General features: G+C 73.2%; 22 protein-coding genes. 10 read left to right on the top strand and 12 right to left on the bottom strand.

Going from position 1 to position 24,865, the window contains the following annotated elements:
• Positions 1 to 59 precede the first annotated feature (59 nt).
• On the top strand, positions 60 to 2,231 hold the full coding sequence (locus JOE61_RS12320; RefSeq protein ID WP_193668267.1) for a M14 family zinc carboxypeptidase: 2,172 nt from the start codon (positions 60 to 62) through the stop codon (positions 2,229 to 2,231).
• Positions 2,232 to 2,279: 48 nt separating this feature from the next.
• Here JOE61_RS12320 and JOE61_RS12315 read toward each other — a convergent pair whose 3' ends face one another.
• Positions 2,280 to 2,927, bottom strand: a complete 648-nt coding sequence (locus JOE61_RS12315; RefSeq protein WP_193668427.1) for a TrmH family RNA methyltransferase — start codon at positions 2,925 to 2,927, stop codon at positions 2,280 to 2,282.
• A gap of 88 nt (positions 2,928 to 3,015) precedes the next feature.
• Here JOE61_RS12315 and JOE61_RS12310 point away from each other — a divergent pair, with 88 nt between their 5' ends.
• Complete coding sequence (locus JOE61_RS12310) at positions 3,016 to 3,669, top strand: DedA family protein (RefSeq protein ID WP_307822982.1); 654 nt, start codon at positions 3,016 to 3,018, stop codon at positions 3,667 to 3,669.
• Positions 3,670 to 3,752: 83 nt separating this feature from the next.
• Here the strand turns inward: JOE61_RS12310 and JOE61_RS12305 are convergent, their stop codons facing one another.
• Positions 3,753 to 4,715, bottom strand: coding sequence for a DUF368 domain-containing protein (locus tag JOE61_RS12305; RefSeq protein ID WP_193668269.1), 963 nt, complete (start codon positions 4,713 to 4,715; stop codon positions 3,753 to 3,755).
• A complete protein-coding gene (gene pyrE, locus JOE61_RS12300; RefSeq protein WP_307822980.1) occupies positions 4,712 to 5,263 on the bottom strand; it encodes an orotate phosphoribosyltransferase in 552 nt (183 codons plus the stop codon). The genes JOE61_RS12305 and pyrE overlap by 4 nt, the downstream gene beginning before the upstream one ends.
• A gap of 44 nt (positions 5,264 to 5,307) precedes the next feature.
• On the opposite strand from pyrE, the gene JOE61_RS12295 reads away from it, so the two are divergent.
• Positions 5,308 to 6,522: a pyridoxal phosphate-dependent aminotransferase gene (locus tag JOE61_RS12295; protein ID WP_193668273.1), complete on the top strand. Its 1,215-nt coding sequence runs from the start codon at positions 5,308 to 5,310 to the stop codon at positions 6,520 to 6,522.
• Between the two features lie 70 nt (positions 6,523 to 6,592).
• Here JOE61_RS12295 and JOE61_RS12290 read toward each other — a convergent pair whose 3' ends face one another.
• Positions 6,593 to 7,717: a hypothetical protein gene (locus JOE61_RS12290; protein ID WP_193668276.1), complete on the bottom strand. Its 1,125-nt coding sequence runs from the start codon at positions 7,715 to 7,717 to the stop codon at positions 6,593 to 6,595.
• A gap of 68 nt (positions 7,718 to 7,785) precedes the next feature.
• Here JOE61_RS12290 and JOE61_RS12285 point away from each other — a divergent pair, with 68 nt between their 5' ends.
• The gene (locus tag JOE61_RS12285; protein WP_193668278.1) at positions 7,786 to 8,196 is read left to right on the top strand and encodes a DoxX family protein; all 411 of its coding nucleotides are present in this window, start codon (positions 7,786 to 7,788) and stop codon (positions 8,194 to 8,196) included.
• Positions 8,197 to 8,232: 36 nt separating this feature from the next.
• On the opposite strand, the gene clpB is transcribed toward JOE61_RS12285, so the two are convergent.
• Positions 8,233 to 10,827, bottom strand: coding sequence for an ATP-dependent chaperone ClpB (gene clpB / locus JOE61_RS12280; RefSeq protein WP_193668280.1), 2,595 nt, complete (start codon positions 10,825 to 10,827; stop codon positions 8,233 to 8,235).
• A gap of 221 nt (positions 10,828 to 11,048) precedes the next feature.
• On the opposite strand from clpB, the gene JOE61_RS12275 reads away from it, so the two are divergent.
• Genes JOE61_RS12275 through JOE61_RS12265 form a run of 3 tightly spaced genes read left to right on the top strand, consistent with a single transcriptional unit; the run spans position 11,049 to position 13,914 of the window.
• A complete protein-coding gene (locus JOE61_RS12275; RefSeq protein WP_193668282.1) occupies positions 11,049 to 11,765 on the top strand; it encodes a hypothetical protein in 717 nt (238 codons plus the stop codon).
• A 2-nt stretch (positions 11,766 to 11,767) separates the two neighbouring features.
• Positions 11,768 to 12,394, top strand: coding sequence for a hypothetical protein (locus JOE61_RS12270; protein ID WP_193668284.1), 627 nt, complete (start codon positions 11,768 to 11,770; stop codon positions 12,392 to 12,394).
• Positions 12,391 to 13,914, top strand: a complete 1,524-nt coding sequence (locus JOE61_RS12265; protein ID WP_193668286.1) for a response regulator — start codon at positions 12,391 to 12,393, stop codon at positions 13,912 to 13,914. Before JOE61_RS12270 ends, JOE61_RS12265 begins: the two co-directional genes overlap by 4 nt.
• A gap of 76 nt (positions 13,915 to 13,990) precedes the next feature.
• On the opposite strand, the gene JOE61_RS12260 is transcribed toward JOE61_RS12265, so the two are convergent.
• The gene (locus tag JOE61_RS12260; RefSeq protein WP_193668287.1) at positions 13,991 to 15,004 is read right to left on the bottom strand and encodes an Abi-alpha family protein; all 1,014 of its coding nucleotides are present in this window, start codon (positions 15,002 to 15,004) and stop codon (positions 13,991 to 13,993) included.
• 19 nt (positions 15,005 to 15,023) lie between these two features.
• A complete protein-coding gene (locus JOE61_RS12255) occupies positions 15,024 to 16,322 on the bottom strand; it encodes a DUF445 domain-containing protein (protein ID WP_193668289.1) in 1,299 nt (432 codons plus the stop codon).
• 131 nt (positions 16,323 to 16,453) lie between these two features.
• Here JOE61_RS12255 and JOE61_RS12250 point away from each other — a divergent pair, with 131 nt between their 5' ends.
• Positions 16,454 to 18,358, top strand: coding sequence for an alpha-amylase family protein (locus tag JOE61_RS12250; RefSeq protein ID WP_193668290.1), 1,905 nt, complete (start codon positions 16,454 to 16,456; stop codon positions 18,356 to 18,358).
• A gap of 168 nt (positions 18,359 to 18,526) precedes the next feature.
• On the opposite strand, the gene JOE61_RS12245 is transcribed toward JOE61_RS12250, so the two are convergent.
• The 4 genes from JOE61_RS12245 to dnaK form a co-directional block, all read right to left on the bottom strand.
• Positions 18,527 to 18,967 (bottom strand): heat shock protein transcriptional repressor HspR, encoded by a 441-nt coding sequence (locus tag JOE61_RS12245; RefSeq protein ID WP_193668429.1) that lies wholly within the window; start codon positions 18,965 to 18,967, stop codon positions 18,527 to 18,529.
• Entirely contained in the window at positions 18,967 to 20,175 is a 1,209-nt protein-coding gene (gene dnaJ / locus JOE61_RS12240; protein ID WP_307822979.1) for a molecular chaperone DnaJ, read from the bottom strand. Before dnaJ ends, JOE61_RS12245 begins: the two co-directional genes overlap by 1 nt.
• Before the next feature lie 72 nt (positions 20,176 to 20,247).
• Positions 20,248 to 20,910: a nucleotide exchange factor GrpE gene (grpE, locus tag JOE61_RS12235; protein WP_307822978.1), complete on the bottom strand. Its 663-nt coding sequence runs from the start codon at positions 20,908 to 20,910 to the stop codon at positions 20,248 to 20,250.
• On the bottom strand, positions 20,907 to 22,793 hold the full coding sequence (gene dnaK, locus JOE61_RS12230) for a molecular chaperone DnaK (RefSeq protein ID WP_193668296.1): 1,887 nt from the start codon (positions 22,791 to 22,793) through the stop codon (positions 20,907 to 20,909). Before dnaK ends, grpE begins: the two co-directional genes overlap by 4 nt.
• Positions 22,794 to 22,955: 162 nt before the next feature.
• Between dnaK and JOE61_RS12225 the strand changes: the two genes are divergently transcribed.
• Positions 22,956 to 23,477 carry a GNAT family N-acetyltransferase gene (locus JOE61_RS12225; RefSeq protein WP_193668298.1) on the top strand — a complete coding sequence of 174 codons (522 nt, stop codon included), beginning with the start codon at positions 22,956 to 22,958 and terminating at the stop codon, positions 23,475 to 23,477.
• Positions 23,478 to 23,499: 22 nt separating this feature from the next.
• Here the strand turns inward: JOE61_RS12225 and JOE61_RS12220 are convergent, their stop codons facing one another.
• Entirely contained in the window at positions 23,500 to 23,937 is a 438-nt protein-coding gene (locus JOE61_RS12220; protein WP_307822976.1) for an NUDIX hydrolase, read from the bottom strand.
• Positions 23,938 to 24,001: 64 nt separating this feature from the next.
• Between JOE61_RS12220 and JOE61_RS12215 the strand changes: the two genes are divergently transcribed.
• Positions 24,002 to 24,847: an aldo/keto reductase gene (locus JOE61_RS12215; RefSeq protein ID WP_193668302.1), complete on the top strand. Its 846-nt coding sequence runs from the start codon at positions 24,002 to 24,004 to the stop codon at positions 24,845 to 24,847.
• Positions 24,848 to 24,865 lie beyond the last annotated feature (18 nt).

Genomic DNA, 24,865 nt, shown 5'->3' with positions numbered 1-24,865 from the left:
GCGGCAAAGGCGCGTTGTAGGAGCAACCCCGCCCACCGCGACCCGCCAGGAGATCGACGATGACCCGCCGACCCCGCCCCGTCCCCCACCCCCGCCGGGCGCGCCGCCGCGTCGCCGGCCTGGCCGCGCTCGCTGCGCTGGCGGTGACCGCCCCGCTGGCCGCCACCGTGGGCGCCACCGGCGCCGCCGCGACCACGGCCGCACCCAGCGTCTTCGCGCCCCAGCTGGTCACCGTCGACACGCCCGGGCGCGCCGACCGCACCCGGCTGCAGAAGCTCGGCCTCGACCTGACCGAGCACGCCGGCCGCGACTACGTCGAGGTGCTGCTGCACACCGCCGCCGACCGGGCCGCGCTGCGCGCCGCCGGCTTCACCTACGACGTGCGCATCGAGAACCTCGTCGAGCGCGGCGTCGAGATCGCCGAGCTCAACGAGGCGTACGCCGCCTCGGTCGACGTCTCGCCGCTGCCCTCGGGCCGCGACACCTACCGCACCCTGGCCGACTACGTCGCCGACATGACCACGCTGGCCGCCGACTTCCCGGGCCACGTGCGGATGTTCGACCTGGCCAACCCGACGCTCGACGGCAACACCGTGCACGCGATCGAGATCGGCGCCGACGTGGACAAGAAGGCGTCGGGCAAGCCGACCTTCCTGCTGATGGGCCTGCACCACGCCCGGGAGTGGCCGTCGGGCGAGCTGGCGATGGAGTTCGCCACCGACCTGGCGCAGGGCTTCGGCAAGGACAAGAAGATCACCCGGATGCTGAAGAGGGCCCGGGTGCTGGTCGTGCCGGTCGTCAACCCCGACGGCTTCGACCTCTCGCGCACCGACGGTGAGTACGTCGACCTGCGGGCCCTCAACGACGCCGACCCGCTGGGCGGCACCGGCACCGTGCTGGCCACCCCCGGCCAGGCCTACAAGCGCAAGAACTGCCGGGTGGTCGACGGCCAGGACATCCCCGACGGCACCTGCCGGCTGACGCTGACCAGCCCGGGCGGCTTCGGCCTCGGCGTCGACCTCAACCGCAACTACGGCGGCTTCTGGGGCGGCCCCGGCGCGGCCGGCCCGGTCCCGGCGGCCGGCGAGGTCGAGGCGGGCGTCCTCGACCCGACGTACCGCGGCGCGTCGGCGTTCTCCGAGCCCGAGACCCAGAACATCCAGACCCTGGTGCGCGAGCGCCAGGTGACGATGATGATCTCGAACCACACCTTCTCCAACCTGATCCTGCGGCCCAACGGTGTCGCGCCGACGACCATCGGCCCCGACGGCAACCCGGTCGGCAACGCCCCCGACGAGAAGGGCCTCAAGGCGCTCGGGGCCCGGATGAGCGCCCAGAACGGCTACCTGAACCAGAACAGCTGGCAGCTCTACGACACCACCGGCACCACCGAGGACTGGTCCTACAACGCCACCGGCGGCTACGGCTACACCTTCGAGATAGGCGCGCACGAGTTCCACCCGCCGTTCCCCGAGGTCGTCGACGAGTACCTCGGCGCCGGCGAGCACGAGGGCCGCGGCAACCGCGCGGCGTACCTGCTCGCGCTGCAGCACGCCATCGACACCAGCAAGCACGGCGTCCTCAAGGGCAAGGCGCCCAAGGGCGCGACGCTGCGCCTGCGCAAGGACTTCGAGTCCCCGACGTGGGAGTCCTCCTTCGAGGACCACCTCGACTCGACCATCACCGTGGGCCGCAAGGGGCGCTTCTCCTGGGTGGTCAACCCCTCCACGCGTCCGCTGCTGCAGTCGCGCCCCATCGAGGAGCTGGCCGCCGAGCCGTTCGCCGGCGAGACCATCGAGGGTGGCACCACCGAGCCGCTCGTCGGCACCGTCGACCACGAGTACGTCGCGCGCAGGGCCTCCGACGTGCTGCGCATCGACCTCGACTGGCCCACCCCCGACGACTTCGACCTCGAGGTCTACCGCAAGGACGCCTCCGGCGAGCTGGTGGAGGTCGGCACGTCCGGCAACGCGCCCGGCGAGAAGGAGCAGGTCCAGGTGCCCGACGCCGCCGCCGGCACCTACGTGGTGCGGGTGGTCAACTACGCCTCGGTCAGCCCGTCGTACACCGTCGAGGTCGGGCAGTACGCGACCCGGTCGACCTTCACCGACGGCCGGCGCGAGAAGTACACGCTGACCTGCGAGGTGGGCGGCAAGGCGCTGGCCACCCGCAAGGTCTTCATCGACCGCGGCCAGGTCAAGCGCTTCGACCTTAAGCGCGCCTGCCGCTGACCACAGCAGAACCCCTGAGCCGGCTCCCGCGCACCAGCGGGGGCCGGCTCAGCCGCGCCAGGTGCGCTCGTCGCCCAGGTCGGCGTGGTCGCGCACCCACGAGTGCATCGCGATCGCCGCGGCGGCCGAGGCGTTGATCGAGCGCGTCGAGCCGAACTGGGCGATCGAGAAGGTGGCGTCGCAGGCCTCGCGGGCGCCCTCGGAGAGCCCCGGGCCCTCCTGACCCAGCAGGAAGCAGACCCGCCGCGGCACCGGCCCGGCCTCCAGCGGCCGCGAGCCGGGCAGGTTGTCGATGCCGTGCAGCTCGACCGGCCCGCCCGGCAGCGCGTGGAGGTAGTCGCGCAGCGCCGGCACGTCCTCGTGGTGGCGCAGGTGCTGGTAGCGGTCGGTGACCATCGCACCGCGCCGGTTCCAGCGCCGGTTGCCCACGATGTGCACCTCGGCGGCCAGGAACGCGTTGGCGCTGCGCACCACGGTGCCGATGTTGAAGTCGTGCTGCCAGTTCTCGATCGCGACGTGGAAGTCGTGGCGCCGGGTGTCAAGGTCGGCGCGGATCGCCTCGAGGCTCCAGTAGCGGTAGCGGTCGACGACGTTGCGCCGGTCGCCGCCGGCGAGCAGCTCGGGGTCCCACTGCGGGCCCGTCGGCCAGGGGCCCTCCCACGGGCCGACGCCCACCTCGACCGGCCCGTGCGGCATCGGGTCGTAGGGCGCTCGGCGTACGTCGTCGGGGGGTGAGGAGGACACGCGCCGCAGGCTAGTCGGCACCGCCCGATAGGCTGACGTCGTGCTGGGTATCGAGCCGTTCCTGTTCGGCATCGACTGGCTCCAGCTGGAGTGGTGGCTCGGCCACTTCGGCGAGACCCTCTTCTGGATCGCGCTGGCCGTCATCTTCGTGGAGTGCGGACTGCTCTTCCCGTTCCTTCCCGGCGACACGCTGCTCTTCAGCCTCGGTCTCTTCATCGCCACCGGCCAGATCGACCTGTTTCCCGGCGGGGTCGTCGCCGAGCTGGTGATCTCGATGGTGCTGCTGGTCACCGCCGCCTTCGGCGGCAACGTCGTCGGCTACGAGATCGGGCGGCGCATCGGGCCGCCCCTCTACGCCCGCGACGGGCGGATCATCAAGCGCAAGCACTTCGACCAGACCCACGAGTTCTTCGACCGGCACGGCTCGACCGCGCTGGTGCTGGGCCGGTTCGTCGCGTTCGTGCGCACCTTCATCACCGTCGTGGCCGGCGCGACCGGCATGCCGCGGCGCACCTTCTGGCTGTGGAGCTTCATCGGAGCCGTCCTGTGGGTGCTGGGGATCACCCTGCTCGGCTACTTCCTCGGCGGGATCGCCTGGCTCGGCGACAACCTCGACTTCGCCCTGCTGCTGATCCTCGCGGTCTTCGCCGTGCCGCTCGTCCTCGAGTGGCGCCGCGAGTCGCGCACTCCCTGACCCGGGCCAGACTTCGCGCTGACCCGGCCCACATCTCACGCTGACCCGGCCCGAACTTCGCGTCGAGCCGGCCCGGACCGGCGTCAGGCAGGGGCGTCGCGGTTCGCGCGCGACTCGACGACCACGAGCACCAGCACCACCGCGGCACCCAGCAGCGCCAGCAGCACCGGCCCGGCCACCGGCGCGTAGGGCGCCAGCAGCGCGCCCGGGCCGTGGGCCTCGCCGTCGGCGGACGTCTCGGGCACCGACTGCCAGGGCCACAGCGCTCGCAGCGAGCCCAGCATCAGTCCGACCATCACCAGCAGCGTGGTGCGCCGGCGGTGGTCGAGCAGGTGGTTGAGCAGCTGCACGAAGGAGGCCAGGCCCAGCGTCGCGCCCGCTGCGAAGACGGCCAGGTAGACCAGGTCGCGCCCGTCGATGGCCTCGAGCGTGGTCGTGTAGAGGCCCACGGTGAGCAGGAAGAACGACCCCGAGACGCCGGGCACGACGAGCGCGCAGATCGCGATCGCGGCCGCCCCGAAGACGACGACCAGGGACGGGTCGGCCTCGGCGCCACCGCCGGCCAGACCGACCGTCCAGAACGTGGCGACCGCCACCAGCGCGACCAGCACCACGTCGACCCAGGCCGGGCGGCGCCCCGCGGGCATCATCCGCAGCGGCACCAGGATCGAGACCGCGACCATGCCGAGGAACAGCCCCCGCGACAGCTCGGGGTGGTCGGTGACGAACGAGCCCATCAGGCCCGCGATCGTCACCAGCGCCGTGGCCATCCCCGCCAGCACGGGCAGGATCAGGAACCAGTCGGTGCGCTTGAGCTCGGCCCGGGCGGAGGCGAGCCGGTCGGGGCCGGTGACCAGGCGGCGTACGGCCGAGACGACGTGGTGGGCGGAGTCGATGAGCTGCTCGTAGACACCGGTGACCAGCGCGACCGTGCCGCCGGAGACGCCCGGCACCAGCTCGGCGGAGCCGATCAGGAAGCCACGGACCAGGTCGAGCGGCAGCGCATGGCGCGGGCGGTTGGTCGCGAGGGCGCGGGCCTCGGTCACGAGACGGCGTCCAGCTGGGCCTTGGTCAGCACCGGGCGCACCTCGAGCCCGACGTCGGCCAGCGGGTCCTGGCCCTCGGGGCTGCGGTCGATCGCGCAGACGACGACCTCGACGACCGCGCCTGCGGCGCGCAGCGCGTTGGTCGCGTCGCGCACGGCGCCGCCGGTGGTGATGACGTCCTCGATCAGCGTCACACGGCGACCCTCGACGCCGGGGCCCTCCGCGAGCTTGCAGGTGCCGTACTCCTTGGCCTTCTTGCGCACGAAGAGCGCCGGTCGCCCGGTCAGGCTCGAGACCATGGTGGCGATCGGCACGCCGCCGAGCTCGAGGCCGCCGAGCAGCCCGGTGCCGTCGGGGTCGTCGGGCAGCAGGCCCACCATCTGGCGCGCCACCCGCAGCAGCAGCGCCGGGTCGGACTCGAAGAGGTACTTGTCGAAGTACTCCGGGGCCACCTGGCCCGAGCGCAGGGTGAAGCTGCCGGTCAGGCGGCACAGCGCGTCGATGTCGGCGGCCAGGGCGGCGTCGGGGGCAGCAGTCGTCTCGCTCACGCGGGACATTCAACCCGACCCGGGCGCGTGGCTACGGTGGGGCCATGGCTGCACCCGGCGCGTCCTCCGCCTCCTCCACCGTCCCCCGGCCCCGCGGCGCCTCCCCCGCGCACCGCCTCGACGGCATCCCACCGACGATCTTCACGCAGATGTCGGCGCTCGCGCTGCGCACCGGGGCGGTCAACCTGGGCCAGGGCTTCCCCGACGTCGACGGGCCGGCCAGCAGCCGCGCGCGGGTCGCGCAGGCCGTCGAGGAGGGCGCCAACCAGTACGCCCCCGGCACCGGCGTGCCGGCGCTGCGGCGGGCGGTCGCCGAGCACCAGCGCCGCCACTACGGCATCGACCTCGACCCCGACACCCAGGTCTGCGCCACCACGGGCGCCACCGAGGGCATCGCGGCCGCGCTGCTCGGCCTGGTCGACCCGGGCGACGAGGTGGTGGTGCTCGAGCCCTACTACGACTCCTACGTCGCGATGATCCAGATGGCCGGCGGCGTACGACGCCCGGTCACCCTGCGCGCGCCCGACTACCGCCTCGACGTGGCCGAGCTGCGCGCCGCGGTCACGCCGCGCACCCGGTTCGTGCTGCTGAACTCCCCGCACAACCCCACCGGCACCGTCCTCGGCCCCGACGAGCTGCAGGCCGTGGCCGACGTCGCGGTCGAGCACGACCTGGTGGTGATCACCGACGAGGTCTACGAGCACCTGGTCTTCGACGACGCCGTGCACACCCCGATCAGCACGCTGCCGGGGATGGCCGAGCGCACCCTGAGCCTGTCGTCGGTGGGCAAGTCGTGGTCGTTCACCGGCTGGAAGGTCGGCTGGGCCACCGGGCCGTCGTACCTGGTCGAGGCGGTGCTGGGCGCCAAGCAGTGGCTGACCTTCACCTCGGGCTCGCCGCTGCAGCCGGCGGTCGCCCAGGCCCTGCGCGAGGAGGCCGGCTTCCCGCTCGAGCTGGCCCGCGACCTGCAGTCGCGGCGCGACCTGCTCTGCGCGGGCCTCGGGGCGGCCGGGCTCCCGTCGCGGGTGCCGCAGGGCACCTACTTCGCCAGCGTCGACGTCGAGCACCTGGGCTGGGAGGACTCCACGGCCTTCTGCCTGGCCCTGCCCGAGCGCGCCGGCGTCGTCGCGATCCCGCTGCGCGGCTTCTACCCCGACTCCGACGCCGGGCGGCACCTGGTGCGCTTCGCCTTCTGCAAGACCGTGCCGGTGATCGAGGACGGCCTGGCCCGGCTGGCCGCCGCCGACCTCACCGCCTGACGCCGACCCGGGAGGTCCGGGCCGGGTCGGCGCGAAGTTCAGGCCGGGTCAGCGCGAGATCTGGGCCGGGTCAGCGTCGCCAGGCGCGCACGCCCGGCAGCAGCAGCAGGACGAACGTGGCGGCGACGGGGACGAGCACCAGCACCATCGGCGGAGCCGCGACCACCGCCGCGAGCAGCATGCCGGTCAGGGCGCCGGTCGAGACGGTCAGGGCGATGCGGGCCCAGCGCACGCCGCGGAAGGCGAGCACGGCCAGCACGCTGGCCACGATGCCCCCCAGGACCAGGACCGCGGTCGTCGCGTAGATGCCCTGGACGAGGCTCTCCCAGCCCAGGTCCTCGATCTGGGCCGCCAGCTCGGCACGCTGGTCACCAGCGGCCTCCAGGAGCTCGGCCTCGGTGACGACCGAGAAGACCAGCGAGGCCAGCAGCATCAGAGCGACGGCCAGGCCGCTGCCGACCCAGACCAGCGCGCAGGCCCAGGCCAGCGCGGCCGGGCGCCGCTGGGGGCGGGCGGCGTGCCCGCCGACCGGGGCCGTCTGGGGCCGCTCGGGCTGCGCCTGGCCGAAGCCGGCGTACGGCGCCGGGCCGGGCTGCTGCTGGGGGTACGCCGCCGGCGGCGGCGGGCCGGCGTGACCGACCGGCTGGCGCTCCTGCTCGTGCCGGGGAGCGGGAGGCGTCGGAGGCGCGGTGGGCGGAGCGGTCTGCTTGCGCGGCGCCTCCTCGGCCTTGCGCAGGGTGCCGTCGGCGTTGAAGCGCTCGGGCAGCGGCTCGCCGGCCAGCCAGGAGCGGGCCGGCTGCAGCCACAGCATCACCACGGCGGCCGCGACCAGCGCGCCCATGAAGCCGCCGATGAAGGCGGCGGAGAGGAAGAGCGGCACCGCCAGCACCGAGAGCCACAGGCGGGCCGACCGGGAGCGCTGCAGCACCTGCGTGCCCAGGATCGCGGTGGCGGTCGCGGCGGCCGCCGCGACCATCGCGACGATCCGCAGGATCTCGAGCACGGTGTCGACCGCGAGGCCCAGACCGTCGGCGGGCGGCTCGGAGAGCAGGGTCTCGATGCGTTCGCGGGTCTCGAGCGAGCTGCCGGCGGAGACCTGGCCGAAGGCGGAGAAGACGACGAAGACCGAGCCGAGGATGATCAGCCAGGCAGCGACCGTCACCTGCCGCGGTCGGGCGGGGGCGGCATCTGACATGGCACCCATTCCACCAGACGGCAGGTGAGACGACCGCGCCGCCCGAGGCCGGCTCCTAGGCTGGCGTCATGTCCTCGATGCTGCGCACCGCCTCTCGACTCCTGCTCGGCTCGGCCATGGTGGGCGCCGGGGTGCTGCACCTGACCACCCAGCGCGCCGAGTTCCAGGCGCAGGTCCCCGACTGGTTCCCCCTCGACGACGACCTGGTCGTGGTCGGCTCGGGCGTCGTGGAGATCGGCCTGGGAGCGGCCTTCGTGGCCCTGCCGCGGCGGCGCCGGCTCGTCGGGGCGCTGCTCGCGGCGTTCTTCGTGGTGATCTTCCCCGGCAACGTGGCGCAGTACGTCGAGGGCACCGACGCGTTCGGCCTCGACACCGACCGCGCCCGCCTCGTCCGGCTGTTCTTCCAGCCGGTCCTGGTGGTCTGGGCGCTCTTCGGGGGCGGCTGGCTCGGCCGGCGCCGCGGGGGCGACCGGGCCTGAGCCCGGCCGCCCCCGCCGGCGGTCCCGCCAGCGGCGTCAGGCGCCCAGCACCAGCCCGTCCACGCCGACGTCGACGTGCACCGCTCCCCCGTCGACGACCTCGCCGCCGATGAGCATCCGCGCGAGCCGGTCGCCGATGGCGGTCTGGATCAGCCGGCGCAGCGGCCGGGCGCCGTACGCCGGGTCGTAGCCGGTCTCGGCAAGCCAGCGGCGCGCGGCGTCGGTGACCTCGATCGAGATCCGCCGCACCGCCAGCCGCTTCTCCAGCAGCGCCAGCTGCAGGTCGACGATGTGGGTCAGCGCCTCCTGACTCAGCGACTCGAAGGTGACGATCTCGTCGAGCCGGTTGAGGAACTCGGGCTTGAACGAGGCCCGCACCAGCGCCAGGACCTTCTCTCGGCTGGCCTCCGCGTCGAGCGCGGGGTCGACGAGGTACTGCGAGCCCAGGTTGGAGGTCAGGATCAGCAGCGTGTTGCGGAAGTCGACGGTGCGGCCCTGCCCGTCGGTCAGCCGGCCGTCGTCGAGGACCTGCAGCAGGATGTCGAAGACCTCCGGGTGCGCCTTCTCGACCTCGTCGAGCAGCACCACCGAGTAGGGCCGGCGGCGCACCGCCTCGGTCAGCTGGCCGCCCTCGTCGTAGCCGACGTAGCCGGGAGGGGCACCGACCAGCCGCGAGACCGAGTGCTTCTCGGAGTACTCGCTCATGTCGATGCGCACGATCGCGCGCTCGTCGTCGAAGAGGAAGTCGGCCAGCGACTTGGCCAGCTCGGTCTTGCCGGTGCCGGTGGGGCCGAGGAAGAGGAACGAGCCGGTGGGTCGGTTGGGGTCGGCGATGCCGGCGCGCGAGCGGCGTACGGCGTCGCTGACCGCGGTGACCGCCTGGCGCTGGCCGATGAGCCGCTCGCCGATGACCTGCTCCATCTCGAGCAGCTTGGCGCTCTCGCCCTGCAGCATCCGGCCGGTGGGGATGCCGGTCCAGGCCTCGACGACCTCGGCGATCTGCTCGGGGCCGACCTCCTCGCCGACCAGCGGCTCGGTGCCCTCGACCTGGCCGCTCTCGGCGGCGGCCGCGGCCTCGATCTGCTGCTCGAGCTGGGGGATGCGGCCGTAGAGGATCTCGCTGGCGCGGCCCAGGTCGCCCTCGCGCTGGAGCCGCTCGGCCTCGATGCGCAGGCCGTCGAGCTGGCGGCGCAGCTCGCCCTCGCCCTCGAGGGAGGCCTTCTCGGACTCCCAGCGGGCCTCGAGCCCGCGCAGCTCCTCCTCGGCGTCGGCGAGGTCGGCGCGCAGCGACCCGAGCCGCTCGACGGAGGCCTCGTCGCTCTCCTTGGCCAGCGCGAACTCCTCCATCTTGAGCCGGTCGACGTGGCGGCGCAGCTGGTCGATCTCCTCGGGCGAGGACTCGATCTCCATCCGCAGCCGCGAGGAGGCCTCGTCGATGAGGTCGATGGCCTTGTCGGGCAGCTGGCGCCCGCTGATGTAGCGGTCGGAGAGGGTGGCGGCGGCCACCAGCGCGGCGTCGGTGATGCGCACCCCGTGGTGCGCCTCGTACTTCTCCTGGATGCCGCGCAGGATCTGGATGGTGTCCTCGACGCTGGGCTCGCCGACGAAGACCTGCTGGAAGCGGCGCTCCAGCGCCGGGTCCTTCTCGATCCGCTCCCGGTACTCGTCGAGGGTGGTGGCGCCGATCATGTGCAGCTCGCCGCGCGCCAGCATCGGCTTGAGCATGTTGCCGGCGTCCATCGCGGAGTCGCCGCCGGCGCCCGCGCCCACCACGGTGTGCAGCTCGTCGATGAAGGTGATGACCTGCCCGCCGGCCTCCTTGACCTCCTCGAGGACGGCCTTGAGCCGCTCCTCGAACTCGCCGCGGTACTTCGCGCCGGCGACCATCGCGGCCAGGTCGAGGCTGAGCACCCGACGGCCCTTGAGCGAGTCGGGCACGTCGCCGTCGACGACGCGCTGGGCCAGGCCCTCGACGACTGCGGTCTTGCCGACGCCGGGCTCGCCGATGAGCACGGGGTTGTTCTTGGTGCGCCGGCTCAGCACCTGCACGACGCGGCGGATCTCGGCGTCGCGGCCGATGACCGGGTCGAGGCGGCCCTCCTCGGCGGCGGCGGTGAGGTCGACGGAGTACTTCTCGAGCGACTCGTACGTCGACTCCGCGTCCTGGCTGGTGACGCGGCGGTTGCCGCGCACGGCGGTGAGCCCCTCGCGCAGGCCGGCCTCGGTGAGCCCGGCGTCGGCGAGCACCTTCTGGGCGCTCGACTCGGTGCCGGCCATCGCGATCAGCAGGTGCTCGGTGGCGACGTAGTCGTCCTTCATCGAGGCGGCCAGGTCGAGCGCGCCGGCCAGCACCCGGGTCAGCGCGGCGGAGGCGGCGGGCTGCTGGACCGTCGCGCCGCTGGCGCGCGGCAGCGCCTCGAGCGCCGAGCCGGCCCCGGCCACGAGCTGCTGCACGTCGACGCCGGCCTTGGTGACCAGGCTGCGGGTGGTGCCGTCGTCCTGGCCGAGCAGGGCGACGAGGAGGTGCACGGGCTCGGTGTGGCTGTGGCCCGAGGTGGTGGCCAGGCGCTGGGCGGTCTCGATGGCCTCGCGGCTGCGGGTGGTGAACTTCTCGGCACCGAACTGGCTCATGGGGTCTCCTCCAGGTGCGGGTCCCGGCGGGCGGGACGGATCTCGCCGACACGACGATTGTCGCTGTCACCGTGCTCAACGCGCCAGGAGTTGAGTCTGTTCCGCTCAACTTTGACGGTCGACAAATTTTCTGTGATTCCGCTCGCACCGCCGCACGGGCGCCCTAGCGTGGGGCTCGGAGCAGGGCCCACCTGGGGAGGACGGGCCCGGAGGGGAAGCCGGTGACGGCCTGGGTAGGCGCCACGAGTGCCAGCACAGCCGCCCACACCGTGCACTACGCACTGGTGGTCGGCGGGCTCGTCGCGCTCGCCTGGCTGCTGGGCGCGCGCCTGCTGCCGGCGGGGCACCGGCCCCCGGACGCCCACGACCTGCGCGTCGCCGCGCTGCGCCGCGCCGCCACCAGCGGCACGCTGGGCGTGCGCCCGGTGCCGGCGACCACCTCCGTGCGTGCGCCCGCGCCCCCGGGGCCCGCCGACGCGCTGCTGCCGCTCGCCCTGGTCGCCAGCGGTGCGGCGGCAGGGGTGCACGCCGCGATGGGCCCCGCCCACCTGCGCGCGCAGACCGTCTTCGGGCTCTTCTTCGCCGCGGCCGCCCTGGCCCAGCTCGCCTGGACCGCAGTGGCGCTGCGCGGCCGGCCCGGTCGCGGCCTGCTGCTGGCCGGCGTCGTGGGCAACGGCGCCTGCATCGCCCTGTGGGCGCTGAGCCGCACCTCCGGGCTGCCGCTGGGCCTGCTGCCCGCCCCCGAGGCCGTCGGCGCCTGGGACCTCGCCGCCCTGGCGTGGGAGCTCGTCGTCGTGGGCGCCTGCCTGGCGCTGCTGCGCAGGGCGCCGGGCGGACGACGTACGCCCCCGGGGCGGTGGCACCCCGCCGCCACCGCGTTCCTCGGCGCCTCCGTCACGGCGCTGGGCCTGCTGTCGCTGAGCGGGACGGGGGGTTGAGCATGGAGCCGTGGATCGTCGGGATGGTCTGCAACGCGTTGATCGCGATCGCCTACCTGCTCATCAGCACCGCCATCGTGGTGCCGCTGGCGCGCTCCAACCAGCTGCGCAGCAACCCGCTCGGCGCCGCGACCGCCGCGATCTTCCTGACCTGCGCGGTCCACCACGGCGCGCACTCGGTGCACATGCTGCTGCCCGCCTTCGGCCTCGACGACACCCAGGGCCTGGCGATGCGCACCGCGTGGGGCTGGCCGCTGGCGCTGTGGGACGTCGTCGGCGCCGCCGTCGGCATCTACTACTGGACCCAGCGCCGCCAGTACTCGTCGCTGATGGAGGGCGCCCAGCTCTTCCAGGACCTGCGCCAGCGCGAGCAGCAGGCCCTCGAGCTCAACGACACGGTGCTGCAGGGCCTCGTGGTGGCCAAGATGGCCCTCGACCTCGACGACACCGCGCGCGCCCAGGCAGCCCTGACCGCCTCCATCGACTCCGCCAGCCGGATCATCACCGACCTGCTCGGCAGCACGAGCGCGAGCCAGTCGCTCGAGCTGGTGCGCAGCGCCGCCGCCGACATCGTCCGCGAGCCGCCCCCGGACGGCCCCGCGGGCCCACCAGAGAGGCCCGTCCCGTGAGCGCAGCAGCCCGAGCCCGACCGCTGCGGGTCGTGGTCATCGACGACACCGCCGACCTGCGCGACCTGCTGCGCCTGGCCCTGGGCCGAGGCGGGTACGACGTGGTGGGCGAGGCAGGCGACGGCCGCCGGGGCATCGAGGTGGTGCGCGAGCTGCGACCCGACCTGGTGCTGCTCGACCTGTCGATGCCGGTGATGGACGGGCTGGAGGCGCTGCCCTCGATCCGGCGCGCCGTGCCGCGCGCCAAGGTCGTGGTGCTCTCCGGCTTCGGCGCCACCCAGATGTCGGAGCGCGCGCTGGCCGCCGGCGCCGACGGCTACGTGCAGAAGGGCGCCTCGCTCGACTCCCTGCTCACCTACGTCGCCGAGGTGACCGCCGGCCCGCCCGCCGCGCGGGCCCCGCGACCCCTGTCGGTGGTCACCACCCCCGAGCCGACGGCCGACGACACGGCACCGGTCCCCGAGGCCGACTCGGGGGCGACGCCGGCGCCGACCTCGGCGGGCCAGGTCTCGTGGTGGCAGGCGCTGAGCCTGGCCCCGATGGGCATCCTCGAGCTCGCCGACGAGCCGGTGTTCCGCATCGTCTTCGCCAACACCACCGCGCAGCGCCTGCTGGGGCCCACCGCCGCCCCGGGCACCCCGCTGGGCTTCGTCTCCGGCCCGCTGGCCACGCTGGTGGCCTACCACCGCCTCGACGCCGACGCCTCCTTCGAGGTCGAGCTCGACGGCGGCTCGGTGCGCGCGACGATGCGGCGTACCGGCTGGTCGGTGCTGGTCTTCCTCGACTCCACGGCCGACGACGTGGGGCTGCTGCGCCGCGCCATCGCCACCACCGCCCACGAGATCCGCGGCCCGGTCGCGGTCATCTGCGGCATCGCCGAGGCCAGCGACTGGGGCGAGAGCGACCTCGAGCCCGAGGTGCGGGGCAGGCTGATGGGCTCGGTGGCCCGGCAGGCGCGGATGCTCGACTCGATCACCGCCGACCTGCTCACCGCGGCCCAGATCCAGCACGGCACGCTGCGCCTCGACCTGCGCCCGGTGCGTCCGCGACAGGTCATCGAGTCGCTGGTCCACGACCGCTACCGCGGTGACCCCGACCTGGTCGTCGAGGTGCGCATCGACGACGACCGCGAGGTCCAGGCCGACGCCCTGCGGCTGGAGCAGATGGTCGGCAACCTGCTCGGCAACGCGCTGAAGTACGCCCGCGCGCCGTTCCTGGTGCACGTGCGCGGCGAGGGCGAGCGGGTCTGCATCGACGTCGTCGACCACGGCCCGGGGGTGCCCGAGGACTTCCGCGGCGACCTGTTCCGCGAGTTCACCCGCGCCAGCGGCACCGTGGCCACCGGCACCGGCCTGGGTCTCTACGTCGTGCGCACCCTCGCCGAGGCCCAGCACGCGAGCATCGCCTACGCGCCGGGGCGCTACGGCGGCTCGGTGTTCACCATCTCCCTGGCCGCGGCCCAGGAGCCGCTGCTCGCCGAGTCGCCCGTGGAGGGAGTGGGCGGCGCGGTCGAGCAGTAGCCGGTCGCACCGGCGGAGCGGCCCCCGGCCCGGCACCGGGCCGGGGGCCCGGCACGTCCTGCGGGCGCCGCGTCCCTCAGTCGGAGCGGTGCTGCGACGGCTCGCCGCTCTCCGCCTCGGGCGGCGCCTCGTGGGCGGGGAAGGACCGCTCCGCGGTGACCTCGTCGACCAGGCAGGTGCGGCAGAAGTCCTCGCCGAAGGGCGTCAGGTGGATGCTGCGCCGCACCACCTTGGCGAACTTCACGCTGTGGCAGGCCTCGAGCACGTCGGGCTGGGCCTCGAGGACCTGGTAGTCCATCGGGTCGCGCACCGGCTCGCGGGAGAACCACACCAGCCCGAGCCGGAACAGGTTGTTGAGGTAGGCCGGCACCTGGTCGACGTAGCGGCACCCCGCGCGCGCCCCGATCATCGTCAGCCCCGGCGCGATCAGCTGGCTGCTGACCATCCCGATCGGGCCACCGGTGCGCACGTCGACGCTGGGCTGGGGCCCGTGCTCGAGCAGGAGCAGCAGCACCCGGGCCTCGTCGGGGGCCAGCTCGCCGAGCATCCGCTCGTACGCCGGGTGCCCGTCGCGCTCGCTCCACACGTCGCGCGAGCGCTCCAGCAGCTGGGCGCCGCGCTCGCGCAGCGACGGGCGGCGCGGGTCGGAGCGCGGCGCCTCGTCGGCGTCGCGCCGGGCGCCCCGCCCGGCCCGCTGGGGGACCTCGGAGAACGACCCGAGCGTCTCGCCGGCGCGCACCAGGGCCGAGGAGACGGGGATGCCGGCGGAGACCGAGCGGGCCAGGTCGCTGACCACCTGCACCGCCTCGGTGGCCTCGTGGGCCAGCGAGGCGGCCTCGTGGGGGTCGGTGACCGCGCGGGCCAGCCGGGCGGTGCTGCGCAGCGAGGTGCGCACCCCCCAGCCGGTGGTGTGCCAGGCGGCGGAGGCCGCGACCCGGGCCAGGCCCGGCAGCGCCTCGACCGCCGGTGCCAGCCGGTCATGGGCGTGCGCGTGCGCGCCGTCGTCCGGGGGCTCCTCGCGCAGCGGCTCGGGGGGATCGGGCAGCGGCGCGCCCGCGGGCGGCACCACCTCGTCGTGCAGATCGGTCATGACCAGCCCTCCTGTCGGCTCATGCGACACCGAAGATCCACAGGTGCAGGAACCCGCCGCCGAGCCCCATGATGGCGCCGTGGGCGTAGAGCATCCACTCGTCCTCCCGGATGGCCGATCGCATCATCTCCACGAAGTCGCGCGGCGGCAGCTCCTTGGTGCGCCGCGCGATGAGCACCTGGATCTTGTCGGACTGCTGCCGGCTGAACTCGGGGTCGCGGAACGGCGTGAGCGTGCGCCCCACCGCCTCCTGGGCGACCTGGTCGCGGATCGTGTCGAAGCGCCGCGTGCCGACCGCGACCCGCACTGCCCCCCGCGCCGGGCCCACGGCCCGCTCGATCGCCGGGCGCAGCGAGTGCGCCAGCATCTGGCGGGTGCGGTCGCCGCTGGGGCCGTCGAGCAGGAAGTCGCCGATCCGCTCGAGGGTGATGACGTCCTCGGCGATGATCCGGGCGTACACCTCGGCGGCCTCCTCCTGGCGGCGCAGGAACAGCCCGTGCACCTTGATGCCGAGGATCCTGCGCGGCTCGGGCGGCTCGAAGATCAGCCACATGCCGAGCGCGTTGGTGATCCAGCCGACCACCACGCCCATCACCGGCAGCAGCCACCACTGGCCGAAGATGCTGTCGACGACCGCGACCGGCACCCCGAGCGCGAAGCCGAAGACGAAGCCGAACGCGACCATCAGGTTGAGCTCGCGCTGGCCGAAGTCGCGGAAGATCCGCACCACCAGCGACGGGTTGTCGCGGAAGTGGTCGATGACCATGATCTTGGGGTCGAGCAGCTGGTCGATGTGCACCCCGATCTCGGTGGTGATGCCGCTGACCACGCCCGGCAGCTGCGACTGCACCCGCTCGACGATGGCCTGGCGGATCGGTCGCGGCAGGTCGCGCCACAGCCGCGGGTGCTCGCGGCGCATCACCTCCTCGACCAGGCCGGGCACCTCGGGGCGGAAGGACTCGACGATGTGCTCGGCGATCCGCTCGGGCTCGAGCTGCTGGTAGAACTCCGCCGGCGTGCCGAGCTTGGAGATCGCCTTGTCGACGGCGATCGAGCCCATCTTGGCGGCGCGCGCCGGCACGATCCCCTGCCAGCCGATCCCGCCCTGCAGGACGCCGGGCACCTCCTGGACCTTGCGTGGCAGCACCCCGGCGAGCTCGCGCATGCCGGGGATCCGCACGCCCTTGAAGTGCAGCGGGCTGAAGAGCATGAAGAGGCCCGACCAGTTGATCAGCCAGCCCACGACGCCGGTGAAGACCGGGATGGTCAGGAAGTGGACCCAGTGGATCCCCGCGACCCACTCGTTGATCCAGTCCACCGACGCCTCGTCCTTCGTCCGACCCTCCCCAGAGCCTGGCCCGGTGCCGGGGCACCCGGGCTGACCTGGTGAGACTAGCGTCGTGCCCGGCAGTGCGACAGGCCCTGACGGAGGCCGGATAGCGTGACGACGTGACCCACGACACGTCGGCAGCACCGGCCCGCGCGCTGGCCGCCCTCCCCGAGCACCGGCAGCGCACCTTCGCCGCACGGGTCGAGCGGTGGCGCCCCGACCTGGTCGCCGCGCTCACCGAGGTCACGCCCGGGCCCGCCGAGGCCGAGGCCCTCGCCGAGCGGCTGCTGGGCGTGGCCGCGCGCCGCTTCGCCGAGCGCGACGACGACCTGCACGACCTCGACGAGCGCCGGACCCTGGCCCCCGACTGGTTCCAGCGGCCGGGGATGCTCGGCTACGCGGCGTACGCCGACCGCTACGCCGGCACCCTGGCCGGCGTCGGCGAGCGCCTCGACCACCTGCGCGACCTCGGGGTCACCTACCTGCACCTGATGCCGCTGCTGCGCCCGCGCCCGGCGCCCAACGACGGCGGCTACGCGGTGATGGACTACCGCAGCGTGCGCGAGGACCTCGGCACCATGGACGACCTGCGCGCGCTGGCGGCCCGGCTGCGCGAGTCGGGGATGAGCCTGTGCCTCGACCTGGTGCTCAACCACGTCGCCCGCGAGCACGAGTGGGCCGCGCGCACCCGCGCCGGGGAGGCGGCCTACCTCGACTACTTCCACGTCTACCCCGACCGCACCGAGCCCGACCGGTGGGAGGAGACGCTGCCCGAGGTCTTCCCCGACTTCGCACCCGGCAGCTTCAGCTGGGACGACGAGCTCGACGGCTGGGTGTGGACCACCTTCAACTCCTGGCAGTGGGACCTCGACTGGTCGAACCCGGCGGTGCTCGAGGAGTTCGCCGACATCATCTGCGACCTGGCCAACGCCGGGTGCGAGGTGTTCCGGCTCGACGCGATCGCCTTCACCTGGAAGCGGATGGGCACCGACTGCCAGAACCAGCCCGAGGTGCACGCGCTGACCCAGGCGCTGCGGATGGTGGCGCGCATCGCCTGCCCGGCGGTGGCGTTCAAGGCCGAGGCGATCGTGGGGCCGCGCGACCTGGTCGCCTACCTCGGCGAGGGCCGTCACCACGGCAAGGTCAGCGACCTGGCCTACCACAACGCGCTGATGGTGCACCTGTGGTCGATGCTGGCCACCGGCGAGACGTGGATGAGCTCGCACGCGCTGGCCTCGCTGCCCACGCCTCCCTCGAGCACGGCCTGGATCACCTACGCGCGCTGCCACGACGACATCGGCTGGGCGGTCTCCGACGAGGACGCCGCCGCGGCGGGTCTCGACGGCTTCGCCCACCGCCGCTTCCTCTCCGACTTCTACGACGGCTCGTTCCCCGGTTCCTGGGCGCGCGGGCTGGTCTTCCAGGCCAACCCCGCCACCGGCGACAAGCGCATCTCGGGCTCGCTGGCCTCGCTGGCCGGGCTCGAGGCGGGCGACCCGCACGCCCTCGACCGGGTCGTGCTGGCCCACGCGGTGGTGCTCGGCTTCGGCGGGGTGCCGGTGATCTGGATGGGCGACGAGGTGGGGCTGCTCAACGACGCCGCCTGGGACGACGAGCCCGACCACGCCGACGACAACCGCTGGGTGCACCGGCCCCGGATGCCCTGGGCCGCCGACGGCACCGTGCCCGACCCACACGGGCTGCTGCCGCGCCTGCGGCACCTGGTCGGCGTACGCCGCTCGCTGCCGCACCTGCACGCGGCCACGCCCGCCGAGGTGCTCGACCCGCCCGACACGGGCGTCTTCCACGTGCTGCGCCGCCACCCGGAGGGCCCGTTCCTGGCGCTGCACAACATGACCGCGGTGGAGCGCCGGGTGCCGTGGTGGCTGCTCGAGCAGGCCGGGCTGGGCCGCGACGGCGCCCCGGTGCACGACCACCTCGCCGGCGGCCCGGTGCGCGCCGCGGACGGCCACGTCCTGCTGGCGCCCTACGCCGTCTCCTGGCTCACCGCCCCAACCCGCTGACCCGGCCCAGATGTCGCGCTGACCCGGCCTGAACTTCGCCTCGAGCCGGCCCGAACCTCCCGCCGCACGCACCTGCTCCGACGAGCGGGGATCCGGGCCGGGTCAGTGAGAAGTTCGGGCCGGCTCGGCGGGAGATTCAGGCCGGGTGGGCGGGAGATCTGGGACGGGTCAGCGGGGGCGGCGCCACACCACGACCGAGCCGGAGGCGTCGGGGGCGCGCAGGACGGGCAGCTTGTTGGGCGGCAGGTCGCCACGGCGTACGGCGACGGCCTGGCGCAGGGCGGCGCGGGTGGCCTCGAGCTCGGCCACCAGTTCCTCGTTGCGGGCCGAGAGCGCGTTGACCCGGTTCTCCAGGTCGAGGATGCGCCGCACGCCCTCGATGCCGATGCCGGCGCCGGAGAGCTCGGCGATCTCGCGCAGCCGCTCGATGTCGCGCCCCGAGTAGCGCCGCCCGCCACCACCGGTGCGCCCGGGCGTGATCAGCCCGAGGCGCTCCCAGGTGCGCAGCGTCTGGGGGTGCAGCCCGGTCAGCTCGGCGGCCACCGAGATGACGAAGACGGCGGCGTCGGGGTGGGCGTCACCGAAGGGGCTGGCCGACCGCCTGGCCATCACGCACCGGCCTGCTCGAAGAGGTTGGCTCGCAGCGGCTTCGACGCCGTCGCCTCGCGGTAGGCCTCGACCGCGGCGCGGGCCTCGGCGTCGAGCACCGCCGGCACCTGCACCTCGACGGTCGCCAGCAGGTCGCCGCGCGACCCGTCGGCCTTCTTGGCGCCCTTGCCGCGCACCCGGAAGGTGCGCCCGTTGGGGGTGCCGGCCGGCAGCCGCAGCGTGACCGGGGTGCCGCCGAGGGTGGGGATGCGGATCTCGGCCCCGAGCGCGAGCTCGTCGAACGAGACCGGCACGTCGATGGTCAGGTTGTCGTCCTTGCGGCCGAAGACCCGGTGCGGGGAGACCTTGACGGTCACGAAGAGGTCGCCGGCGGGGCCGCCGTTCTCGCCGGGCGATCCCTTGCCCCGCACGCGGATGCGCTGGCCGTCCTTGACGCCGGCGGGGATGCGGGTCTGGATGGTGCGCGCCGAGGTGCCGCGCCCGGTGCCGCGGCAGGTGGGGCACGGCTCGTCGTAGACGAGCTGGCGGCCGCCGCAGGCGGGACAGGTCTCGTTGACCGAGAACGAGCCGCCCATCGAGGCGACCACGAAGCCGGCGCCCTCGCAGGTGGTGCAGATGTGCGGCTTGGTGCCGGGCTTGCCGCCCGAGCCGCCGCAGGTCGTGCAGGCCGACTCCGAGGAGAGCCGCAGCGAGACGGTCACGCCGTCCATGGCGTCAGTGAAGCTGATGGTCGCGGTGGTCTCGACGTCGCCGCCCTTGGTCGGGCGCGGGCGCGTCGTACGCCGGCGCCCGCCACCGCCGCCACCGCCGAAGAGGTCGCCGAACATGTCGCCGAAGCCGCCGGCGCCGGCCCCGCCGCCGTCGCGCAGCAGGTCCTCGAGGTTGATCCCGCCGCCCTGGCCGCCGAAGCCGCCACCGAAGCCCCCGCCGGCACCGCCCGCGGGGTAGCCGCCGGCGGCGTAGAGGCGGCGCATCTCGTCGTACTTGGCCCGCTTGGCGGGGTCCCCGACGACGTCGTAGGCCTCCGCGACCTTCTTGAACGTGTCGTGCTTGGCGGTGTCGCCGGGGTTGGAGTCGGGGTGGTTGGCCCGCGCGAGGCGCCGGTAGGCCTTCTTGATCTCGTCGGCCGGGGCGTCCTTCTTGACGCCGAGGACCGCGTAGAAGTCCTTGCCCGCCCAGTCGGCGCGCATGCCGTCGGTGTCGCTCACGTGGCCTCCCCTCGCTGCTGGTCTGGTGCTGGTGCGGGCCGGCCCGGGTGGGGGCCGGCCCGCCAGCGTGTCCTACTGGTCCTGCTGGTCCTGCTGTCCCTGCTCCTCGGGCGCGGACTGCGCACCCTCGGCAGCGGGGTCGACCACCAGCACCTGGGCGGCGCGCACCACCCGGTCACCGATGCGGTAGCCCGCCTTGGCGACGATCTTGCAGGTGGTCACGCTCACCTCGGGATCCTCCCCGACGTGGGAGAGGGCCTCGTGGAGGCTGGGGTCGAACGGGTCGCCGGGCGCGCCGTAGCGGGTCAGCCCGGCCGCACCCACGGTGCGCTCGAGCTGCTCGGCGACGGCCTTGAAGCCACCCTCGAGGGGCTCGTGCTCACGCGCCCGGTCGATGGTGTCGAGGACCTCGGTGATCGGGGCCAACGCGGCGTACGTCGCGTTCTCCTTGATCAGGTCGCGGTCCCGCTCGACGCGGCGCTTGTAGTTGACGAACTCGGCCTGCAGGCGCTGGAGGTCGAGCGTGCGCTCCTCCAGGGCGATGCGGGCCAGGGTCAGCTCGTCGTCGGCGCCCTCACCCGCGGTGTCCGCCGGGTCGGCGGCAGGGTCGGCGGTGGCGGGGTCACCACCGGCCGCACCCGCCTCGACGTCGGTCTCGGCGACCATCTCGGCCGCCTCGTCGGGGAAGGACCCCTCGGGCGGAGGGATGTTCTGCTCGTCGCGGGGCTCGGTCACTTGCTCTCACCCTCGGCAGCGCCGTCGGTGCTGTCGGTGCCCTCGGTGCCGGGCTCCTCGTCCACGACCTCGGCGTCGACGATGTCGTCGTCGGCCTCACCGGTCGCGCCGGTGGTGCCACCCGCAGCGGCCTGGTCGGCCTCGGCGGCGGCGTACATCGCGGCGCCCATCTTCTGGCTGGACTCGTTGAGCTTGGTCAGCCCGGCGTTGAGCTCGTCGGCGTCGGCGTCGTCCTTCTCCAGGGTCGCCTTGAGCGCGTCGACGTCGGCCTGGACCTCGGTCTTGACGTCGTCGGGCAGCTTCTCGGCGTTCTCGGAGAGGAACTTCTCGGTCGTGTAGACGAGCTGGTCGGCCTGGTTGCGGACCTCGATGGCCTCGCGACGCTTGGCGTCCTCCTCGGCGTACTGCTCGGCGTCCTTGACCATCCGGTCGATCTCCTCCTTCGACAGCGCGGAGCCGCCGGAGATGGTCATCGACTGCTCCTTGCCGGAGCCCTGGTCCTTGGCCGAGACGTGCACGATGCCGTTGGCGTCGATGTCGAAGGTGACCTCGATCTTGGGCACGCCACGCGGCGCCGGGGGCAGGCCGGTGAGCTCGAAGTTGCCCAGCGGCTGGTTCTGCGCCCACATCTGGCGCTCGCCCTGGGCGACCTTGATCTCGACCGACGGCTGGTTGTCGTCGGCGGTGGTGAAGATCTCCGAGCGCTTGGTCGGGATCGTGGTGTTGCGCTCGATGAGGTTGGTCATCACGCCTCCCTTGGTCTCGATGCCCAGGGAGAGCGGGGTGACGTCGAGCAGCAGCACGTCCTTGACCTCGCCCTTGAGGACGCCGGCCTGCAGGGCCGCGCCGATGGCCACGACCTCGTCGGGGTTGACGCCCTTGTTGGGCTCCTTGCCGCCGAGCAGGTCCTTGACGACCTCGGTGACCGCGGGCATCCGGGTCGAGCCGCCGACGAGCACGACGTGGTCGATCTTGTCGACCGCGACGCCGCCGTCCTTGAGCACGGCCTGGAAGGGGGCCTTGGTGCGGTCGAGCAGGTCGGAGGTCAGCTTCTGGAACTCCGAGCGGGTCAGGCGCTCCTCGAAGTGCAGCGGGCCCGACTCGCCGTGGGTGATGTAGGGCAGGTGGATCGTGGTCTCGGAGCTCGAGGACAGCTCGATCTTCGCCTTCTCGGCGGCCTCCTGGAGGCGCTGCTTGGCGATCTTGTCGGCGGCGAGGTCGACGCCGTTGTTGTCCTTGAACTTCTTGACCATCCACTCCACGACGCGGGAGTCCCAGTCGTCGCCACCGAGGTGGTTGTCGCCGGAGGTCGCCTTGACCTCGACGACGCCCTCGCCGATCTCGAGGAGGGACACGTCGAACGTGCCGCCACCGAGGTCGAAGACGAGGATCGTCTGGTCGTCGCCCTTGTCGAGGCCGTAGGCCAGCGCGGCCGCGGTGGGCTCGTTGACGATGCGCGAGACGTTGAGGCCCGCGATCTCGCCGGCCTCCTTGGTGGCCTGGCGCTGGGCGTCGGAGAAGTACGCCGGCACGGTGATGACCGCGTCGGTGACCGTCTCGCCGAGGTAGGCCTCGGCGTCGCGCTTGAGCTTCTGCAGGACGAACGCGCTGATCTGCTGCGGCGTGAAGTCCTTGTCGTCGATCTTGGTCTTCCAGTCGGTGCCCATGTGGCGCTTGACCGACCGGATGGTGCGGTCGACGTTGGTGACCGCCTGACGCTTGGCGACCTCGCCGACGAGCACCTCGCCGTTCTTGGCGAACGCGACGACCGAGGGGGTCGTGCGGGCGCCCTCGGCGTTGGCGATGACGGTGGGCTCGCCACCCTCGAGGACCGACACGACGCTGTTGGTGGTGCCGAGGTCGATTCCGACCGCTCGGGCCATGGTGTTACCTCCATCTAGGGGGACGTGCTGGGGAAGTCCGGTGCGACCATCGTGCGTCGCTGCCGAGAGTCTGGCAAATTAGTTGAGCCGCTTCAACTCAACTTTGCTCACTGGTCTCAATGCAATGGCGGCCGGTTTCATTCCCGTGCTTGGCTGCGCCCCATGAGCGACCTCCTGCTGCGACCCCTGGGCCCCGCCGACGAGGCGCAGGCGCGCGCCGCGCACGCCGAGCTGGCCGCCGACGACTTCGGGTTCTTGATGTTCGAGCGCGACGGAGAGTCGTGGCCCGACTACGTCGCCCGGATCGAGGGACACCGCCGAGGGCAGGGCCTCGAGGAGCGGATGGTGGCCTCGACCTTCCTGGTCGCCGAGGTCGACGGCGAGATCGTCGGGCGCGCCTCGGTGCGCCACGAGCTCAACGACTTCCTGGCCACCTGGGGCGGCCACGTCGGGTACGGCGTGCGCCCGGCCCACCGCCGGCGCGGCCACGCCACCGCGATCCTGCGCGGCTGCCTCGAGGTGTGCCGCGAGCACGGCATCGAGCAGGCGCTGGTCACCTGCGACGTCGACAACGTCGGCTCGGCCGCGGTGATCGAGGCCTGCGGCGGGGTGCCCGACGGGGTCGCGCCGGCCACGGAGTCGGTGGCGGCGAAGAAGCGCTACTGGGTGCCGACGGGGCCCTGAGCCGCGGCCCCTCAGACCAGCCTCAGACCAGCCCGGCGAGGCGCAGCGAGATGTCGACGATCGAGACCCGGTCGAGGCGGCGCACCTCGTCGAGGGTGAACCAGCGCGCCTCGTCGGTGCTGCCGTCGCGCTCGTGGGTCAGCTCGCCGCCGACGATCTCGGCGCGGAAGACGGTGCGCACGGCCTTGAGCGAGCGGTCGCTGTCGTTGAGCCGGCGGTGCGGGGGCAGCACGTAGGTGTCGACGCCCAGCAGCGCGCCGGCCACGACGTCGTACCCGGTCTCCTCGCGCACCTCGCGCACGACGGCCTGCTCGACGCCCTCCTCGAGCTCGACCCCGCCACCGGGCATCGTCCACTGCCGGCGCGAGCCCTCGTTCCACAGCGCGAGCAGCACGCGCCCCTGGTCGTCGGTGATGACGGCGTACGCCGCGAGCCGGGTGTCGTAGTCGGTGTAGTGCACGTGAGCATCCTCTCCCACCCCGTTGGCAGGAATGACCCAGGGCGTGATGGGCATTGTGGACACCATGAACGTTCCCACCATCACCCTGAACAACCAGACGCAGATCCCGCAGCTCGGCTTCGGCGTGTTCCAGGTGCCGCCCGAGCAGACGGCGGACACCGTGACCAAGGCCTTCGAGGTGGGCTACCGGCACATCGACACCGCGCAGATGTACGGCAACGAGCAGGAGGTCGGCATCGCCATCGCGAACGCCGACATCCCGCGCGACGAGCTGTACGTGACCAGCAAGCTCAACAACAGCTTCCACCGCCCCGACGACGCCCGCCGCGCCTTCGACGACACGATGGACAAGCTGGGCCTCGACCAGATCGACCTGTTCCTCATCCACTGGCCGCTGCCGACGCTCTACGACGGCGACTTCGTCTCGACCTGGCAGACCCTGGCCGAGTTCGTGGCCGACGGTCGCGCGCGCTCCATCGGCGTCTCGAACTTCCAGCCCGCCCACCTCGAGCGGATCATCGCCGAGACCGGCGTGGTGCCGGCGGTCAACCAGATCGAGGTGCACCCCTACTTCACCAACGAGGAGGCCCGCGCCGCCTCGATCCGCCACGGGATCGAGGTCGAGGCCTGGTCGCCGATCGCCCAGGGCGCGGTGCTGTCCGACGACACCATCGGCAAGATCGCGGCCGCGCACGGCAAGTCGATCTCGCAGGTGACGCTGCGCTGGCACGTCGAGCGCGGCGACATCGTCTTCCCGAAGTCGATGCACGAGGAGCGGATGCGCGAGAACTTCGACATCTTCGACTTCTCCCTCACCGCCGAGGAGGTCGAGACGATCGCCGCCCTCGACCGCGGCGCGGACGGGCGTCGCGGGCCGAACCCCGACGAGTTCGACTACATCCCGGGCTGAACCAGCCCCCGCACGCCC

The sequence above is a fragment of the Nocardioides salarius genome, assembly GCF_016907435.1.
Classification (GTDB): Bacteria; Actinomycetota; Actinomycetes; order Propionibacteriales; family Nocardioidaceae; genus Nocardioides; species Nocardioides salarius.
The sequence above is the reverse complement of the archived record's forward strand: the minus strand, read 5'-3'. Positions and strand labels throughout refer to the sequence as shown.